This window comes from Psychrobacter namhaensis, assembly GCF_016107545.1.
GTDB lineage: Bacteria > Pseudomonadota > Gammaproteobacteria > Pseudomonadales > Moraxellaceae > Psychrobacter > Psychrobacter namhaensis.
Window position 1 is genome coordinate 92,197 of record NZ_JABASS010000007.1, and the last position, 17,959, is coordinate 110,155.

Sequence of the window (17,959 nt, forward strand, 5' to 3'; positions counted from 1 at the left end):
TTATATCATTAACGAGATAAATTAGGACAATTACCCTAAGTTAGAAAGTATTACCAATCTGGAACTGTACTTTTTCGGTCTCATCGCCTTCTTTATCACCGATAGGCACTGCGTAACTCAGAGAGATCGGGCCAATTGGCGTGTACCAAGTCACGCCTGCCCCTGCACTAAAACGCATACTGTTGTCTTGGGTCAATAGTGGCACACCTGTATCATCCCCTGTTTGAGGATCAACAAAGGTACGATCCTCCTTATCAGTGGTATCAAACACTTGACCACCTTCGGCGAATAGCACCGGACGTACTTGATCTGCCCAATCACCTTTAAATGGCATTGGTAAAATCAGCTCACTACCGATGCTGACAAGCGCATTACCACCAACTTCTTCTGCTAACAAAGTTTGATTAGAGGGGTCATTGACTGCATCATAGTAGGACTGTGATCTAGGTCCAAGCGTGGACGCTTCATAACCACGTACTGACCCATACCCACCGGCATAAAAGTTTTCATAAAATGGCAGATCATTACCATAGCCAAGCTTGGTATAACCGCGCGCCACCCAATCTTTATAGAATGGATAGTACACGTTACCGCGATAAACGAGTTTTTGATAGCTAGCATCACCAAGACCAATGGTTGCATCAACTGTATGGCTCATCCCTTTGGTCGGGAAGACCGGACGATCTAAGGTACTGTAATCCCAGCCAAATAGTAAGTTATAAGTTTGGTACTCATTTTTAAAACCTGTACGACCTTCAAAGTCTCCTGTGAAGTCTTCAACCGTACCGCCATCGTCGATAATCTGCTGTACGTTTGACACGCCAAGACGGCTACCACCACGTACTGAGGTGTTATCAACGTTTAGACCCGCACTAACACGCTTGGTCTCATCTACAGGATAGCTATAATTCAGTGTGGCACCATAAGCATCGGTGACGTAATTACTGACGTTTCTGTCATCATACTTGGTTTCGCGATAGTAGGCGCTGATACCTTGCGACACGCCGTTTTCTGTAAAGTATGGATCGGTATAACCCAAGCTATAAGAATCACGTGTCTCTGAGCGTGATAGCGCCGCCTTGACACGGTTACCCGTACCCATAAAGTTATTTTGCGTCAGGTCTAACTGGAAGGTGACACCGCCACTTTGTGAGTAACCCGCTGCAATGGTTGAACTACCAGAAGGTTGCTCTTCAACGGTATAGTGCACATCCACTTGATCGGGCTGGTTAGGCACTGGCTTCACATCGACATTAACCGCTTTAAAGAAGCCGGTACGCATCAAGCGTGTCCGTGATAATTGAATTTTTTCGCTAGATGCCAGAGCGCCTTCTAATTGACGCATTTCGCGGCGCAACACTTCATCTTGGGTCTTGAGATTGCCCGTAAAGTTAATACGGCGAACATAAATTGGACGGGCAGGATCAATATAGTAATCAACATCAACCATTTTGGTATCATCGTTGATACGCGGCACAGGTCTGATCTGTGCTAAGTAATAGCCCTCATTACCATAGCGACTTTTAAGCGCTGCAGTCGTCGCCTCTAGCTTGGCTTGCGAGTACTTTTCGTTAGGGGCAAAAGCAACCAACTCGTTTAGCTCATTCGTGTCAAAAGTCGGTTTACCTAAAAAGCTCACGTCGCCAAACTGATATTGTTCACCTTCGCTAAGACTCACTTCGATAAAGACACTGCTCTTATCTTCACTGATATTAAGCACGGCATTGTCGACTGCAAAACGCACATAACCGTCGTTCTGATATAGCGCTTTTAGGTTTTCTAAACTGGCAGCCAGCTTTTCTTTGGCATAGCGATCAGACTTAGACAGCAGACGTGTCCAAGACGATTCTTTCACGGCAAAGACGTCTTTAATCTCTTCGTCGCTAAAGTGCTTGTTACCAATAATATTGATATCAACCACTTTGGCAGGCTTGCCTTCGATAAAACGTACATCGAGTTTGACGCGATTGCCATCAAGTAGTGTTTGGTCAACCTCTATATTACTATTGTAATACCCTTGGCTGATATATTGTTGCTGTAGCTCATTGGCGACGCCTTGTAGCGTGGCTTGCTTAAGCACATCACCGACAGACAGGCCAGCATTGCTAAGCCCTTGCTCCAGCCCTTCTTTTGGAATGAGTTTATTGCCCTCAAAATTCACCTCAGCGATCGTTGGACGCTCAACGACATCAAATCGTAGCTGACCACCTTCGACTCGGCTCTGAATATCGGCAAAGTTTTCGGTCGCATATAGCGCCTTAATACTGGCCGCCAAACTACTGTCATTCACCGTGTCCCCTACCGAAATAGGAAGCACCGGATAGAGGCTATCGGGGGTTAGGCGTTGCAGACCATTGAAACCGATGTCAGTGACTACAAACTCTGCAGCCTGTACAGGCATACTCATCATCGCTACCACTAACGGCAACCCTGCCGCGCTCATAAATAAAGGCGTACGCATAAACACTATCCGTCAATAAAAAACTTGCTTAAGTTAAGTTAAAAAGCCCATATTGTCTAGCCCGTTTTGCATAAAATCTTATATTCACACGCGGGAGACTCAGAACACTTTATATAAAATGCATCACAAAATAAACTAAAAATTACGATTAGTACAGTAGCCATGGTACAAAGCTTCCGCTCTATCATCGCCGTCATTAGCGCATAATAAGCGTAAAACCATTAGTGTCTCTTGTCTTGTCCACTCTATGGCTGATTACTTGCTCAAAAAAGACGACTGATATCATTACCAATTGCTAACACCATGAAACCTGCCAGCAAGAGTAAACCGATATTTAACCCCACCATTTGTACGCCTTCTGAGAGGGGTTTACCGCGAATCAGCTCAATGAGATGATACACAATATGACCACCATCTAATACCGGAATAGGCAAAAGATTTAGCACAGCCAGACTCAAACTAATCAAAGCCGCCGTAGATAACACCGTCTGCCAACTAATATCGAAGCTTTGTTTGGCGACTTTGGCAATGGTAATTGGGCCTGACAAATTGTCCAAACCAATCATGCCTGACAGCATTTTTCCTATTGAACTTACCGTCATGACTGCCAGTTGTTCGGTCTTCTCAAATGACTTGATCAGTGATTCGCCCGGCCCATAGACCACTGTGGTTTTGTAAGCATCAGGGATAACAATCTCAGGCTGTGCCACCATAGCACCAATTTGCCCATAGTCGTTACCCAAATTGTCTTTTTTACCTTGTGGCATAATTTGTAGCTGGACAGATTCACCGTCACGTAACACCGTGAAATTAAGAAGTACTTCAGGGCTGTCGCGGATAACACGGGTGGCGCTAATCCAGTCTTTGATTGGCTCATTATTAATCGCCGTAATGCGATCACCTTTTTGCAGGCCTTGACGAATGGCCGCACCATCGGGCGCCAGATCCCCAATTATTGGCGCTATTTGTGGTTGCCACGGTAGCATGCCAAAGCTGCTCAACGCATCTTTACCTTGCGCCGCGCCTTGCATAAACTGCTGCACTGGCGCTTGATATGTTTGGCGCGCGCTACTATTTTGTGGATCTGACTGCAAGGTAACACTGACCTCACCTGTCTCACCCATACGGCCAGCAAGACGATAATTGATACCTTCCCACGTCTGTACGTCATGACCATCAATCGCAACAATTTTATCACCGATAGGCAACCCAGCCACGGCAGCCGGCGTATCAGGTAAGACTTGCCCAACTTTGGTCGCCAGCTGCTCTGTTGGCGTCATAAACAATACCCAAAACAGGGCAATAGCGATGACAAAGTTCATGATAGGGCCAGCTGCGACAATGGCAATTTTTTTTAGCGGATGCTGTCGATTAAAGGCCAAATGTTGCTCACCTTTTGCAACCTCTCCTTCACGCTCATCCAGCATTTTGACATAGCCACCAAGCGGTAATGCTGAGATACGATAGTCAATACCGCTTTTTTTACTGGTCCAACCAAAGAGCTTGGGGCCAAAACCGATAGAGTAAGTCAGCACCTTAACGCCGCAAAGACGCGCCACAATGTAGTGACCCCACTCATGTAAAGCAATGAGTGGACCTAAGACAAATATTGCCGCAAGCAGCGTTAATAAAAACGTCATGATCTGTTCTCGATTAAGTTGCTTTTGTTAAGCTGACGCCAGCTTTTTAACAAGCGCATCGGTGTGGCGGCGTGCTATTTTGTCAATCGCTAATATATCATCTATGTCAGCATGCTCATTTAATAACGGCACTTGTATCTCGGTGAGTGCCTGCTCATTAACATCAGCAATATCCGTCAAGCGAATTTGTCCACTCAAAAACGCAGCCACGGCAATCTCATTGGCGGCATTGAGCACGATGGTCGCTTGTGTGCCCGCTTGCATCGCTTGTCGGGCAAGACGCAGACAGGCAAATTTTTGTAAATCAGGCTCAATAAATTCAAGCCCACTTAGCGCATACAAATCTAATGGTTGCGAGCCACTATCAATTCGGTTGGGGTAGCTGAGGGCATGCGCGATTGGGGTTTTCATATCAGGACTGCCGAGCTGCGCTAAAAAGCTGCCATCGCTGTATTCTACCATTGAGTGAATGATACTTTGTGGATGAATCACCACATTTATTTTATCTTCAGGCAAATCAAATAAATGGCACGCCTCGATGAGCTCTAAGCCTTTATTCATCATCGTGGCAGAGTCGACCGATATCTTTTGCCCCATTGACCAGTTTGGGTGTTTAACTGCTTCAGCAACGCTTGCTTGGCGCATCTGCTCAAAAGACTGTTGCAAAAACGGCCCACCAGAGGCGGTCAACCAGAGCTTGCGTACACCGTGGTCTGGCTGATGAATTTGAGTATGGTCTTGTTGAATAGCAAGGGGTAGACACTGGAAAATAGCGTTGTGCTCAGAATCAAGCGGTAGCAAAGTAGCACCATGCGTTTTAACCGCATTAATCATCACTTGGCCTGCCATCACCAGTGCTTCTTTATTGGCCAACAAAATACGCTTGCCTGCACGCGCTGCTGCTAGAGTGGAAGGCAGTCCTGCCGCTCCCACAATAGCGGCTACTATCGTATCAGTTTGTGTGTCGGTAGCAATATCTACCAGCCCCTCTGCACCGCCCACCACGTCAATATCAAGACCTGCTGCACTTAGGCGCTGGGCAAACTCATCGACCGCTGCGGTCGGTACATTGACGCGTCTTGGCAAAAACTGTTGGCATAGGTCAAAAAGCTTGTCTAAACGGCGAAAACCTGACAAAGCGTAGACGTCGTAACGCTGTGGTTGCGCCGCTAATATTGCCAACGTGCTATCGCCAATTGAACCTGTCGCGCCTAGTACGGCGATGCGTTGCGTCATAACCATCGATGCCTATAAAAGATACTATAAAAAAGAGAACCAAAAGAAGAAGTAAGGCATAAAGCACACAAAAGCTCGTCGTGATATCTTGCCAAAAATGCCATCAAATAATCGACACAAACCCGTGGCTCAGTGCCTCTGCTAAAACAAGAAAGTCCCCTAGTCTTGCCACTTTATACCACTATCAAACCCAATTGCTGTATCGCCCAAAAACCAAGCGCGAATATCGGTGTGGCTGCCAACAGTGAGTCGATACGATCAAGAACGCCGCCATGCCCAGGCAAAATATTCCCTGAGTCTTTTATATCAGCGCGGCGCTTGAGCATTGACTCAAACAAATCACCAAGTACGGACGCTAAAATCGTTAGAGCGGATAACGCCACAAAGGCGATTAACGACACGCCTGTGAGTTGTAGCTTAAAGACACTAATGCCGATCACGACTAACAAGCCTGTGACTAAGCCACCCGCCAGCCCTTCCACACTCTTATTGGGTGAGACATTCGGTGCCATTTTGCGACGACCGAGTTTGCGCCCAACAAAATAAGCCCCACTATCCGCAGACCACACCAATAAGAACACATAGAGAAGCCACCAGGCCGACAGTTGCCACAAATAAAACATAGCAGTAATGGCGGCAGTCAATATCACAGCGCCCATCAAGGCCAATTTTTTACCATACCAATTGGTATGAGTGGGAAAGACCTTAACCCAAGATAGCCCCATCAACCATATTGCCAGTGATGCTACCCACCAAAACAGCCAAGTCACCTTAAATACGAGCGACACCAATGTTATGACTAAGACCAATAGCACATACAGCATAGGCTGGCGCCATTTTGGCATCAGCTTTGTCCATTCATGAGCGGCAATGATAACGCCAATCGCTAATAGCGGGGCAAATAAGATAGGAGTTTGGCTCGCAAACATTGCAATACCAACGATAATAACGAGAACAATTGCCGTCTTAATTCGTTGCCACATACTTATTGAGCCTTATAATAATGAAAAACGCATGGTCAAAGAGTGCATTATAGCAGTTAATCTACAATAGCCCACTAATAGCACTTGACACTCATGAACGCGGCTTATTATTTCACAAACAAGGAGTATTAACTACTGATCGCCTACCAACTTTGTAAGTTGCTGCCCAACATCCTCCAGGGATGTCAGGAAGTCTTTTAACGCGTCGGCTGCTCTGTCACTATCTGTTCGCTGGTTTTGCCAAAGCGGCGTTGGCGCTGGGCGAACTCTGTCACCATCGTAGACAATTCATCTGCGCCAAAATTTGGCCACAATGTTTGGGTAAAAAACAGCTCTGCATAGGCAGACTGCCACAGTAAAAAGTTCGATATTCGATATTCGCCGCCCGTCCGTATCAGCATATCTACCGCTGGCGCATCGGCTAATTGAACATACCGCCCAAGCCTCTCTTTACTAATGTCTTCCGCCCGTAATTGCCCTGCCTGTATTTGCTGTGCCAATTGTTTTGCCGCATGGGCGATATCCCACTGGCCACCATAACTGATAGCAATCACCAATGTCATGGCTTCAAAATTGGCCGTTTTTTCTTCCGCATCGGCCATCAGCGTTTGTAAGTCATCACTGAGCTGACTGCGGTCACCGATAAAACGCAAACGAATACGGTACTCATTCATACGCGGTAGTTGTTCATGAATGGTCGAGGCTAACAGTTGCATTAGCAGCGCCACCTCACTGGGAGGACGTTGCCAGTTTTCACTAGAGAAGGCAAATACCGTTAATACTTCAACACCTGTATCGACACAATAGTCGACAATAGGGTCTAGCGCATCTTTTCCTGCTACATGGCCTTGGCCTTTACCTAAATTGTTGGCCTTACCATAACGATTATTGCCATCCATGATGATAGCGATGTGACGAGGGAGAACAGCAGGGGCCAAAACGGCTGAAGTAGACATAGGCAAACTTGCTTATTGTTAAGGTGAGATAATAATAACGCGTACTGTGACAGTTAAAAAGTGCAATATACACCATTCACAAATGTATCATAAATCAAGTACGCTAAGAATTGCAAAAAATAGCCTGTAAAGCTAGCTTGCAAATACTTGCCAGACACATAAAAGCTGCCCATGTACTACTGTATCGTACTGATCAACACAATAATAAGCAGCCAAGAGCAATGGCACATTGGCTGCTTAACGTTAGAGATTTGACTTAACTGACGTGGGTCATAAATGACAAAAAGTCCGTATTTACACGTCCATCAAGTCGCTTTCTTTTTTACTCAGACGGCTGTCGATGATTTCAATATATTTGTCAGTGATTTTTTGGATATCATCACTAGCGCGGCGCTCGTCGTCTTCTGAGATCTCTTTTTCTTTCGCAAGCTCTTTGATGTCATTCATCATGTCACGGCGGATATTACGAATAGACACGCGGCTGCTCTCCGCTTCTCCGCGCGCCAGCTTCTGCATGTCGCGGCGTGTGTCTTCTGTCAGTGCTGGCATCGGCACACGAATCACATCCGCCGTCATTGGATTGAGACCCAAATCTGCTTCGCGAATGGCTTTGTCAACCGCTTGTACCATGGTACGGTCAAACGGCTGAACCAGTAACGTACGCGAATCTTCAACATTCACACTAGCCACTTGGTTTAATGGCGTAGGCGCCCCATAGTAACTGACCATTACACCTGACAACATACCAGGATGCGCACGCCCGGTACGGACTTTACTAAAGGTACTCTCAAGCGCTTCCAAGGTTTTTTGCATACGCGCTTCGCCGTCTTGCTTAATCTCTTTAATCATCATGTGTCCTTATTTATCGCTATCGACAAATCATTCATTACTGTTAGTTATAAAAATTATTAGGGTTATCGTGCTCTCATAAATTAATGATAAACACGCGTACCTTCATTTTCGCCCATAATGACGTTTAATAAAGCATTGGGCTTGGTCATATCAAAAACTTGTAGCGGTACATTATGCTCGCGGCATAAAGCAATGGCGGTTAAATCCATTACACCCAGCTTTTGCTCTAATACTTCATCAAACGTTAAGCCGTCATACTTTTTGGCATCAGAATGTAGGCTTGGGTCTTTGTCATAAACGCCATCTACTTTGGTTGCTTTTAAAATCAAACCTGCTTCGATTTCAATACCACGCAAGCAAGCAGCGGTATCTGTGGTAAAAAATGGGTTGCCGGTGCCAGCCACAAAGATACAAACTTCACCATTTTTAAGATAGCGAATCGCATTGCGGCTGCTATAGCTTTCAGTCACTTCCCCAATAGGTAGGGCTGACATCAAGCGCGTTTTAATATTGCGGCGCTCAAGAGCGTCACGCATCGCAAGCCCGTTCATCACAGTTGCCAGCATACCCATTTGATCACCGGTGACACGGCCAACCAAACCTTCTTGTTGCAACTGTGCGCCGCGATATAAGTTACCACCTCCAACAACGATACCTACTTGCACACCAAGTCCACGCAAATGAGCGATAGACAAGCTCATTTTATCGAGAACTTCGGTATCAATACCCATGTCTTTACCACCGGCCAAAGCTTCGCCTGAGAGTTTCAACAAGATACGAGAGTAACGCGGGTTTTTGTCAGACATGAGGTCACCTTGTTAGCATTAAATTATCATTAAAGTCATTGGTAAAACACAAATAGCATTTGCCTATCGCGCCATACTGAGTAGGAGACGTCGTAAAAGGCTAAATTGCGCTAATTGTAGCAAAAACTGCCCGCTATTGGGCAATTTTCACTTTATATTGACGCTGTTTACCCTCTATAACTGGCAAACAAATCATATTCACTAGCATCATCTATCGTGACCGTTAGGAACTGGCCAACTTTTACTTGAGCGGTAATCTCATCCACATAGACATGACCGTCAATCTCGGGCGCATCAGCATAGCTACGACAAATCGCAATGTTTTCTTCGCGATCAATCTCGTCAACCAGTACCATTAAGGTCTTGCCCACTTTTTCTTGCAGTTTTTGCGCAGATATCTCTTGTTGTAACGCCATCAGGCGCTCATAACGAGACTGCTTGACCGCTTCAGGCACATGATCTGGCAAGTCATTGGCGACCGCGCCTTCAACTTCTGAGTAGGTAAATGCACCAACACGATCAAGACGAGCTTCGACCAACCAGTCAAGCAAACACTGAAAATCTTCTTCGGTTTCACCAGGGAACCCAACCACAAAGGTCGAACGAATGACGATATCAGGACAAATATCACGCCACGCTTTAATACGGGCTAACGTGTTTTCGCTATGCGCCGGACGTTTCATGGCTTTTAAGATACGGTGACTGGCATGTTGAAAAGGAATATCCAAATAAGGCAATAGCTTCTTTTCGCCCATCAGCTCAACGACTTTATCCACGTGTGGATACGGGTAAACATAATGCAAGCGTACCCAAATACCTAAATCATTCAGTGCTTGACACAAATCATAAAATTTTGATTTGAGCGGCATACCATTCCAAAAACTGGTCTTATACTTCAAGTCCAGCCCATAAGCAGAAGTGTCTTGCGAGATGATAAGCAATTCTTTCACGCCAGCGTTTTTAAGCGCCAGTGCCTCATTCATCACGCTATCAATCGGACGCGAGGCCAAATCACCACGTAAGCTTGGGATAATGCAGAAGGTACAACGATGGTTACAACCCTCAGAGATTTTTAGGTAGGCATAATGACTGGGCGTCAACTTAATGCCTGCCTCATTAATCAAATCTATTTTTGGGTCATAGCTGGCATCCATACTACGGTTTGGTTTGGGCACATGCTGCGCCACCGCCGTAATCACCTCATCATAAGCATGAGCGCCGGTCACTGCTAGCACTGCTGGATGCATTTCACGGATTTTGTCCGCCTCTTTACCCAAACAGCCAGTGACAATCACTTTGCCGTTTTTGCTAATGGCTTCGCCGATTGCGTCGAGCGACTCTTGTACCGCTGACTCAATAAAACCGCATGTATTGACCACGACAAGATCTGCACCGCTATAATCATTGGCAACTTGATAGCCATCACGGCTAAGCTCTGTGATGATACGCTCACTATCCACCAGTGCTTTTGGACAACCCAGCGATACAAAACCTATCTTTGGTGCCGCACTTACAGGCGCGTTGGCAGTCACGGACATGGCATCACTACTTTGCGCAATACTCCGGTTTTGATTGTGATTGGCTTTATGATGGTAAGGCTGATTAGAGTTTGCTTGACTGACATCTGCCTGACTCTGCTCTTGCGCTAGATTTGGCTTGGCAGGATTAAAAATAGTGGCGGTGTTTTTAGGGGCGTCTTTGGGTGCAGTAGTCGCTGGCTGTGAGGTGATAGTCGTTACATTCATCGACTCGGTAGAAGTTTTGGGCATGGCTGACCTTGCTAGAGATAATTGGCTGTGCGCATTGTACGTTTTTTTTGCAAAAATCGCCAGTTTTGCCGCTCTATAGTGTTGATTTGTGGTTAAATATTATCACGAGTATCCTTTTTCTTAGGCCCTACCTATGACAACCGATTTGATCACGGCAAAACCGACCCCTGACTTAGCCTTTATATCACAGCATTTGTTTACCGCTATCTTATGGGTCGATGATATGCTATCCATCACTTGGTTAAATGCCCAAGCTGAGCACTTACTTGCCATTAGCAGTGGTAGGTTACTCAATCAGTCTGTCTTGACGCTGCTGGCCCCCGAGGAGTTAAAATCAAACAACAATACGGCTACTCATGATAACGAGATAGAGGCGCAAATTTGCTCTTTGACCGAACGCTTTTATCAAGCAAAGCAGTACCAACAACCCTTTATCGACCATGATCATATTATCAACACACCGTTAAACGGTAACCTACCCCTGTCAATTGACTATAGCGTGACGCCCGTCACCTACGAGCAGCAACCTTATTTTATCATTGAGATATGGGGCAAAGACCGCCAAAGCCGTATCTCAGAAGAGCAGCGCCAGCAACAACAGTACGGGGTTGCCCGTCACATGCTACGCTCGGTCGCTCACGAAATCAAAAACCCGCTGGCTGGCATTCGCGGGGCTGCACAACTACTCCAACGACAATTTATCAAATTTAGCGACACGACTACTTTTAGCCCTCAATCTTCTGATACTGCTACTCCTTCAACATCTATCTTAGATCATAATAGCAACCTGCAAAAAACGGCCATAAAGCTACGTAACTATACCGATATCATCATCTCAGAGACAGACCGCTTAACCCATCTTATTGGGCAGTTTCTGGGTTCCAATCAACTGCCCAGTTGGCAAACGCTTAACATTCATGAGCCACTAGAGCACGTTTTAACCTTGATACGGCATCAATATCCACAAGTGACACTACAGCGCGATTATGATTTGTCGTTACCTGAACTGTGCGCGGATAAAGACCAGTTAATCCAAGTGTTTTTAAACCTAATTAATAACGCTTGTGAATCTATGACGGAGTTTGAACAAACGCTGCCGCAAAACGAATCTCCTCAGTCTCAAGACTCTCCCTCTTTGTCTTCACAGACAGATAGGGATGATAATGGCGGCAACTGGGCTTACCAGCCGACGCTGCATATTCAAACGCGGGTGGCGTTTCAACATACCATCAGTGGTCAACAGCACAAGCAGGTGGTGCAAGTTAACATTACTGACAACGGCTCAGGAATTGACCCTGCCCTTATTGGACAGATATTTTTCCCCATGGTGACAAGCCGTGCGACAGGGACTGGCCTTGGATTGTCTATTGTGCAAGATATCATCAGCCATCATCATGGTATGATTGACGTCAGCTCCACTCAATCACACAGTCCTAACGACAGTTTTAAAAACAACCATAGCAATAGCCAAACGTGTTTTACGTTATATCTACCGTTCACCCAGCCACTCATGGAAACGTAAATATGGTGCTACATAGATAGAACGACTACTCGTAAATTGCTAAATCATAAACCTACACCAACTCATTGCTCATTAGGCCTGATACATGACTGAATATAATGACAAGCGTACCCCTAACAGCGACAATCAAACTTCGAACGGTCAGGCAGTGACTGACCCAACCATAAAAGTAACGGTCAACAACGCCGCTGATGATAACCCTGCTACTTTATGGCTCATCGATGATGATGCCGCCCTGCGTATGGTATTGGCTGATACTTTTGAGGATGCAGGACTGGACGTGATTAGCTTTACGCAAGCCCAAGCAGCGTGGACACGCCTGAATGATATATTGCAAGGGTCAGCCGAACCCTTACCAGATGTGATATTGACCGATATTCGTATGCCAATGATGGATGGTTTGTCCTTTAGTGATTGGGTGCATAAACACTTCCCTAAGCTGCCGATTGTCATTATGACGGCGCATTCAGACCTCACTTCTGCCATTAATAGCTATCAGACAGGGGCGTTTGAATATCTACCAAAACCGTTTGATTTAGATGATGCGGTCGCAACGATTTATAAAGCCATTAATCATCAGCCCAACATGGCAGTGAAAAGCAATACAACTGAGCCTGACTCTGCTACAACCACCGATAAACCAGCTGACAGTAATGCGACGTTTAACACCAACACAAAGTCTGTCCGCAAAGTAAACTCAGCCAATAAAACCAATAAAATAAACGATGATAAAGCGGCGGTTAAGACTGACACCAAAGCACAAAGCAACCCCAGCGGAATCATTGGGCAGTCGCAAGCCATGCAGACGGTGTTTCGTGCCATTGGCCGATTGGCTCATTCGCCGATCACTGTCTTGATTACGGGGGAGTCAGGCACAGGTAAAGAATTGGTCGCAAGCGCCTTACATCAGCACTCACCCCGTCGCCAGCAGCCGTTTATTGCCCTAAACATGGCCGCCATACCCCATGATTTGATTGAGTCTGAATTATTCGGTCATGAGAAAGGTGCCTTTACTGGCGCAACCACAACGCGGCAAGGTCGTTTTGAGCAGGCGGATGGCGGAACATTGTTTTTAGATGAAATCGGCGACATGCCGTTTAGCACCCAAACCCGTTTGCTACGAGTACTGGCTAACGGTGAATTTTATCGCGTGGGTGGTCAGCAGCCTGTCAAAGTAGATGTGCGCATTATTGCCGCCACGCATCAAAATTTAGAAGAGTTGGTAAAACTGGGCCGATTCCGTGAGGATTTATTTTATCGTCTGAACGTTATTCGTCTGCCTCTACCGCCTCTGCGCACGCGACCGGAGGACATTCCCGCTTTGGCCACCTACTTTATGCAGCGCGCTGCTGAGCAAATGAATACGGCACCAAAGCAGCTACATCCTACGGCGCTACAAATTATGCAGTCTTTTGAGTGGCGTGGTAATGTCCGCCAACTTGAAAACGTTTGCCTATGGCTAACCGTGATGGCAACGGGCGATACCGTCATGGTCGACGATCTGCCTCCAGAGCTACTCGAAAACCTCCCCTCTCATTTAGAAGCGCAGCCAGCGCACTCTCTCTCTTCTCAAGACATACCTCAAAACCACGGCCAACCTAGCCCAGTTCATCATAGTTCTGACGTCTCAAATTGGCAGCAAGCCTTGGCTACTTGGGCTGAGCAATCTCTAGAACAAGGAGAAACCGATATTTTGCAAGTGGCAACCCCTGAATTTGAACGTATCTTACTCACGGCAGCACTCAAGCACAGCGGCGGCAAAAAGATAGTAGCGGCTAACTTACTTGGTTGGGGACGTAATACCCTCACCCGAAAGTTGCAGCAATTAGATATGTCTTAATTAATAGTAGGAGTAAAACCGTCTTTAAAGACAAAAAATATTGAATTAAAAAGCAAACAATATCAATTGTTTATAAAATAAAGTGAAAATATTCGTTAAATAATTAAAAATATTTGCAAATAGGGGTTGCCAAAATATTCAAACTCTATATAATAGCCAACCACTGAGACGCACTACCGAATCAGTTAACTGTCTAGATAGCATTTGAATTTAACTGCTTTTGATGATAGAGTAACGAAAATGGGGCTGTGGCGGAATTGGTAGACGCACCAGATTTAGGTTCTGGCGCCGCAAGGTGTGAGAGTTCGAGTCTCTCCAGCCCCACCATTTTCGGATAGTACATCTTAGACCAAATATCAAAACCTGCTTATTAGCAGGTTTTTTTGTGTCTGGATTTTAGTCTAACACTCAGAACCCTTCAACGTAATCACAAACCTGCTAAGTCGACCAGTACCGCCTCCATCCTCTTATACCGCCTCTCTACCCGCTTTGCTAATGCACCATCTACGATAAACTGGTAACGGCTATATTCTGACGGCAATTTTGGCACAGGCTGCTGACAGTGCTGGGTCGCCCAATCCCTCATTGGATCACGACTGTGAGTAGGTATCTTAAACGGTCGCTCGCCCATTAATATCTCAACCATCATGATGCCAAACGCATAGATATCACTCTGTACCGTTGCACCCTGTCCATGCCAGCGCTCAGGCGCAAGATACGCTGGTGTGCCGGCAGCGCTTACCTTTCTTGGTTTATCCAACCTCTCAGCTAAGGCAAAATCGGTCAATAATAAATCAGGCACTCTACTGCTGTTGTCAACGCTGTCCGTCGGCATATCAGCGAGCAAGAGATTACTGGGTTTAATATCATTGTGTAGCCAGCCAGTGTGATGTAGATTGGCTATAAGATAAGCCGCCTGGACAATAAAGTGATGCTTTTGTTTAGTGGTTAATGCCCCGTACTGTTGAGCAGTAAGATTTCCATTTGGATAGTGGGGCATGACGAGAGCCGTTAACTGCTGACATGCTCCCAAATCTTGAACCTCTACGTTGTGATAAGCAAGGAGCGATGGCGCGATAGTCATAGCGTTTGATTGGGTTTTCAATAAACTATCTAAGGCTTTTAAGATAGCGACTTCGTGATTTAAATCAAATGGAAAATCACTGTTATGAGAAGTTAGCTGCCATTTAATCATCACATTACCGAACTGTGGATGTGTCGCGCGCGTTAAACCCTGATAACAATGAGTGTTAGGATGTCGAGTTTCGGTGTTCTGCTGAGCTAAACGTTGATGCGCTATCTCGCTATACTTCAACGCTATCAATACTTGCGTAACTGTCGGCAGTAGCTGCTGAGCGTGGGCTTGCAACGCTTGTATAATAGATGGATTACTGGCATTGTTTTTCATGGTATGATTTTTCACGAGACTGTTTTTCGTAATATGGTGAAGTCCTAACAAAACTGCGATTACGCCCTTCAAAACCAACCTGAACTGTTAGAGTTATTATGTCCCAACCAATCAACGCATCTCAGCCTGCTACTCATTATGCTCTGCCTAGCCCTTTATTGGATTTACTCAGTCAATACTTACAGGAGCAGGTCAAACCAACGGTTGAGATAGACCCTGCCCAGCTGGCCTATCGCTGGGTCGGTGGTCACAACGGCCATCTAGAGCCTCTAGCGGTCAATCTGTTTTTAAGTTTAGATGACTTGCACGGGATTGACAGGCAAAAATCAAAGCTGGTACAAAACACGCGCCAGTTTTTAAAAGGTTATCCCGCCAATCACGTTTTGATGACAGGCACACGCGGCGCGGGTAAATCCTCGCTGATTCGAGCATTGCTACAAACCTATCATAGTGAAGGACTGCGCATCATTGAGATTGCACGGGACGATCTACAGGTACTTGATAAGATCCGTACAGCAATTAAGGCGCTACCTGCTGACAGTGAGTGTCGTTACATAGTGTACTGTGATGATTTGGCATTTAACGGTCAGGACGAGAGCTACAGAACATTAAAAAGCGTTTTGGATGGCGCGCTTGATTCGGAGCAAGACAAACTCTTGGTCTATGCGACCAGTAACCGCCGTCACCTACTCCCTCAGCTGATGAAGGACAATGTCAACATTTATAATGGTCAGACCGATGAGGTCAACCCTTATGAGACCGTTGATGAGACCGTGTCGTTGTCTGATCGTTTTGGGTTATGGCTGTCTTTTCACCCCATGGATCAGCAGACTTATTTACAGATTGTGCAGCATTATCTGAATTTAGAACAACAGAAAATCATGGCCAAGACTGATACAATCACTCATTTGGAAAGTAATAGTTTGCCTGATAATATCAGAGCCGATGCGCTACGTTGGGCCTCCGAACGTGGTGGCCGCTCAGGACGAGTCGCTTATCAATTTAGTCGTTATTGGAGCGGTAAAACCCAACTGTCCATTGCAGACAATAAACGCTAAATCGAGTCTAGTTACTGCGTGCAGAGCCTAAATACTGTACGCGGTCCGTCCCTTCACTGTCTACCAAGTCATTTGCGCCATTGACCATGTACTGGTCAAAGTCTGCTGCCAACCACAAACTGCCCTGATAAAAACTTTCGGCGTCTGCACGGATATGGCCCATGTTTGGGGTGCTGCTATCCTGATTGTCAAAGCTTTGGTAGCGGGCGCTAAAATGCGTCAGGATTAAATGCTTGAGGCCGACATTTTGAGCAAACTTACCCACCATCTGCGCGCTACTATGCATCGGATCAAAGTCTGGATTTTTGGCCTGAATCCTAGTTAAGACGTCAGTCGTATAAGTGGCTTCATGTATTAATAAATCAGCATCCGTCACCGCAGAACGAAGACAGTCTGGTCTATCGTTATCGCCCGCCACCACGACACGTGTACGCTGCACCTCTTTATCGACATAATCTGCTGAACGCAGTTGCTGACCATCATCAGTCACCACGTCAAAGCCTTGCTGCAATCTTCCCCACAAACTACTGGCAGAAATACCGGCTGCCATAAGCTTGTTGGTGTTAAGCGAGAGCCGATGGATATTTTGAGTGATGCCAAAGCCATAAGATGACACACGATGCGACAATGGCGTAATATCTACAGTCAGCTGATGCTGGGAATCTAAAGCGATATCAACCTTACCCGCTTTTGTCTCTAGAACTTCTTCAATTGCTATGAAATCGATAGCAAATGGGAAGTACAGCTCTGTGGTCAGCTTGATAGCCTCAAGTAACGTAGCAATCGATTTTGGTGCAATGAGGGTAAGCGGCTCGCGGCGCCCTGACATAGCAGCACTCGCCAGCAACCCCGGTAGACCATAGCAATGATCTCCATGCACATGAGTGATACAAATGGCGCTCAACTGGTGCATGGACAGCTTAGTGTGCAAAAGCTGATGCTGAGTACCTTCGCCGCAGTCAATCAATATCCATGGACGCGACTTTTTATGTTGCTGGGCATCACCCGACTTAGATAGATAAGGATTCAGACACTCAATCGCCAACGCCGTCACGTTACGCTGTTTGGTTGGCACACCTGCTGATGTGCCTAAAAAGGTTAGCTTTAGCACAGATGACTTCTCTTATTGATAACATTCACCGGCTATGACAATTGGCACATCATGGTTTTTTGGCCATCAACCATTTGACCACCATTGGCAGTACACTCATTGACCATATTGGACTCGTACGACTTCCAGCCCCCATAAAAGCTGGCCATACATAGCAACACCACTAGTATCTTTTGTGTCCACGATTTAATGGAGACCTGCTGCGCATGGATTTTTTGCTTAGAAATATTGCTCTCATTGTCAGACGTTATATTCTTGGCCAATTTGTTTTGGTCGCTCATGACACTACCTTATTTATACGCTACTGTGTTAGATGT

Annotated in this window: 14 protein-coding genes and 1 tRNA gene; 4 read left to right on the top strand and 11 right to left on the bottom strand. The window is 46.0% G+C overall.

Going from position 1 to position 17,959, the window contains the following annotated elements:
* Window positions 1–40 precede the first annotated feature (40 nt).
* The 8 genes from bamA to rimO form a co-directional block, all read right to left on the bottom strand.
* Window positions 41–2,461 carry an outer membrane protein assembly factor BamA gene (gene bamA, locus JFC06_RS07330; RefSeq protein ID WP_198334521.1) on the bottom strand — a complete coding sequence of 807 codons (2,421 nt, stop codon included), beginning with the start codon at window positions 2,459–2,461 and terminating at the stop codon, window positions 41–43.
* Between the two features lie 263 nt (window positions 2,462–2,724).
* Window positions 2,725–4,101 (bottom strand): RIP metalloprotease RseP, encoded by a 1,377-nt coding sequence (rseP, locus tag JFC06_RS07335; RefSeq protein ID WP_198334522.1) that lies wholly within the window; start codon window positions 4,099–4,101, stop codon window positions 2,725–2,727.
* 27 nt (window positions 4,102–4,128) lie between these two features.
* Window positions 4,129–5,343: a 1-deoxy-D-xylulose-5-phosphate reductoisomerase gene (gene ispC, locus JFC06_RS07340; protein ID WP_198334523.1), complete on the bottom strand. Its 1,215-nt coding sequence runs from the start codon at window positions 5,341–5,343 to the stop codon at window positions 4,129–4,131.
* Window positions 5,344–5,510: 167 nt separating this feature from the next.
* Complete coding sequence (locus tag JFC06_RS07345; RefSeq protein ID WP_198334524.1) at window positions 5,511–6,320, bottom strand: phosphatidate cytidylyltransferase; 810 nt, start codon at window positions 6,318–6,320, stop codon at window positions 5,511–5,513.
* Window positions 6,321–6,517: 197 nt separating this feature from the next.
* Window positions 6,518–7,276: a polyprenyl diphosphate synthase gene (gene uppS / locus JFC06_RS07350; protein ID WP_198334525.1), complete on the bottom strand. Its 759-nt coding sequence runs from the start codon at window positions 7,274–7,276 to the stop codon at window positions 6,518–6,520.
* Window positions 7,277–7,570: 294 nt separating this feature from the next.
* Window positions 7,571–8,125, bottom strand: a complete 555-nt coding sequence (gene frr / locus JFC06_RS07355; protein WP_193005799.1) for a ribosome recycling factor — start codon at window positions 8,123–8,125, stop codon at window positions 7,571–7,573.
* 83 nt (window positions 8,126–8,208) lie between these two features.
* Complete coding sequence (pyrH, locus tag JFC06_RS07360) at window positions 8,209–8,934, bottom strand: UMP kinase (protein ID WP_193005763.1); 726 nt, start codon at window positions 8,932–8,934, stop codon at window positions 8,209–8,211.
* Window positions 8,935–9,101: 167 nt separating this feature from the next.
* Entirely contained in the window at window positions 9,102–10,703 is a 1,602-nt protein-coding gene (rimO, locus tag JFC06_RS07365; RefSeq protein WP_198334526.1) for a 30S ribosomal protein S12 methylthiotransferase RimO, read from the bottom strand.
* A gap of 133 nt (window positions 10,704–10,836) precedes the next feature.
* On the opposite strand from rimO, the gene JFC06_RS07370 reads away from it, so the two are divergent.
* From JFC06_RS07370 to JFC06_RS07380, 3 genes are all read left to right on the top strand, one after another.
* Window positions 10,837–12,225 (top strand): two-component system sensor histidine kinase NtrB, encoded by a 1,389-nt coding sequence (locus JFC06_RS07370; protein ID WP_198334527.1) that lies wholly within the window; start codon window positions 10,837–10,839, stop codon window positions 12,223–12,225.
* A gap of 85 nt (window positions 12,226–12,310) precedes the next feature.
* Window positions 12,311–14,065, top strand: a complete 1,755-nt coding sequence (locus JFC06_RS07375; protein ID WP_198334528.1) for a sigma 54-interacting transcriptional regulator — start codon at window positions 12,311–12,313, stop codon at window positions 14,063–14,065.
* A 242-nt stretch (window positions 14,066–14,307) separates the two neighbouring features.
* Window positions 14,308–14,392, top strand: a tRNA-Leu gene (locus tag JFC06_RS07380).
* Between the two features lie 100 nt (window positions 14,393–14,492).
* Here JFC06_RS07380 and JFC06_RS07385 read toward each other — a convergent pair.
* A complete protein-coding gene (locus JFC06_RS07385) occupies window positions 14,493–15,488 on the bottom strand; it encodes a protein kinase domain-containing protein (protein ID WP_227670122.1) in 996 nt (331 codons plus the stop codon).
* Between the two features lie 83 nt (window positions 15,489–15,571).
* Between JFC06_RS07385 and JFC06_RS07390 the strand changes: the two genes are divergently transcribed.
* Window positions 15,572–16,531: an ATP-binding protein gene (locus tag JFC06_RS07390; protein ID WP_198334529.1), complete on the top strand. Its 960-nt coding sequence runs from the start codon at window positions 15,572–15,574 to the stop codon at window positions 16,529–16,531.
* Between the two features lie 7 nt (window positions 16,532–16,538).
* Here JFC06_RS07390 and JFC06_RS07395 read toward each other — a convergent pair whose 3' ends face one another.
* The gene (locus JFC06_RS07395; protein ID WP_198334530.1) at window positions 16,539–17,642 is read right to left on the bottom strand and encodes a ribonuclease Z; all 1,104 of its coding nucleotides are present in this window, start codon (window positions 17,640–17,642) and stop codon (window positions 16,539–16,541) included.
* A 32-nt stretch (window positions 17,643–17,674) separates the two neighbouring features.
* The gene (locus JFC06_RS07400; RefSeq protein ID WP_198334531.1) at window positions 17,675–17,923 is read right to left on the bottom strand and encodes a hypothetical protein; all 249 of its coding nucleotides are present in this window, start codon (window positions 17,921–17,923) and stop codon (window positions 17,675–17,677) included.
* Between the last annotated feature and the right edge of the window lie 36 nt (window positions 17,924–17,959).

Excerpts from the sequence above, each read along its gene's own strand:
- bamA (WP_198334521.1), bottom strand. The coding sequence starts at position 2,461 with ATGCGTACGCCTTTATTTATGAGCGCGGCAGGGTTGCCGTTAGTGGTA.
- JFC06_RS07375 (WP_198334528.1), top strand. The coding sequence starts at position 12,311 with ATGACTGAATATAATGACAAGCGTACCCCTAACAGCGACAATCAAACT.
- rimO (WP_198334526.1), bottom strand. The coding sequence starts at position 10,703 with ATGCCCAAAACTTCTACCGAGTCGATGAATGTAACGACTATCACCTCA.
- JFC06_RS07370 (WP_198334527.1), top strand. The coding sequence starts at position 10,837 with ATGACAACCGATTTGATCACGGCAAAACCGACCCCTGACTTAGCCTTT.
- JFC06_RS07345 (WP_198334524.1), bottom strand. The coding sequence starts at position 6,320 with ATGTGGCAACGAATTAAGACGGCAATTGTTCTCGTTATTATCGTTGGT.
- ispC (WP_198334523.1), bottom strand. The coding sequence starts at position 5,343 with ATGGTTATGACGCAACGCATCGCCGTACTAGGCGCGACAGGTTCAATT.
- JFC06_RS07400 (WP_198334531.1), bottom strand. The coding sequence starts at position 17,923 with ATGAGCGACCAAAACAAATTGGCCAAGAATATAACGTCTGACAATGAG.
- rseP (WP_198334522.1), bottom strand. The coding sequence starts at position 4,101 with ATGACGTTTTTATTAACGCTGCTTGCGGCAATATTTGTCTTAGGTCCA.
- pyrH (WP_193005763.1), bottom strand. The coding sequence starts at position 8,934 with ATGTCTGACAAAAACCCGCGTTACTCTCGTATCTTGTTGAAACTCTCA.
- frr (WP_193005799.1), bottom strand. The coding sequence starts at position 8,125 with ATGATTAAAGAGATTAAGCAAGACGGCGAAGCGCGTATGCAAAAAACC.
- uppS (WP_198334525.1), bottom strand. The coding sequence starts at position 7,276 with ATGTCTACTTCAGCCGTTTTGGCCCCTGCTGTTCTCCCTCGTCACATC.
- JFC06_RS07390 (WP_198334529.1), top strand. The coding sequence starts at position 15,572 with ATGTCCCAACCAATCAACGCATCTCAGCCTGCTACTCATTATGCTCTG.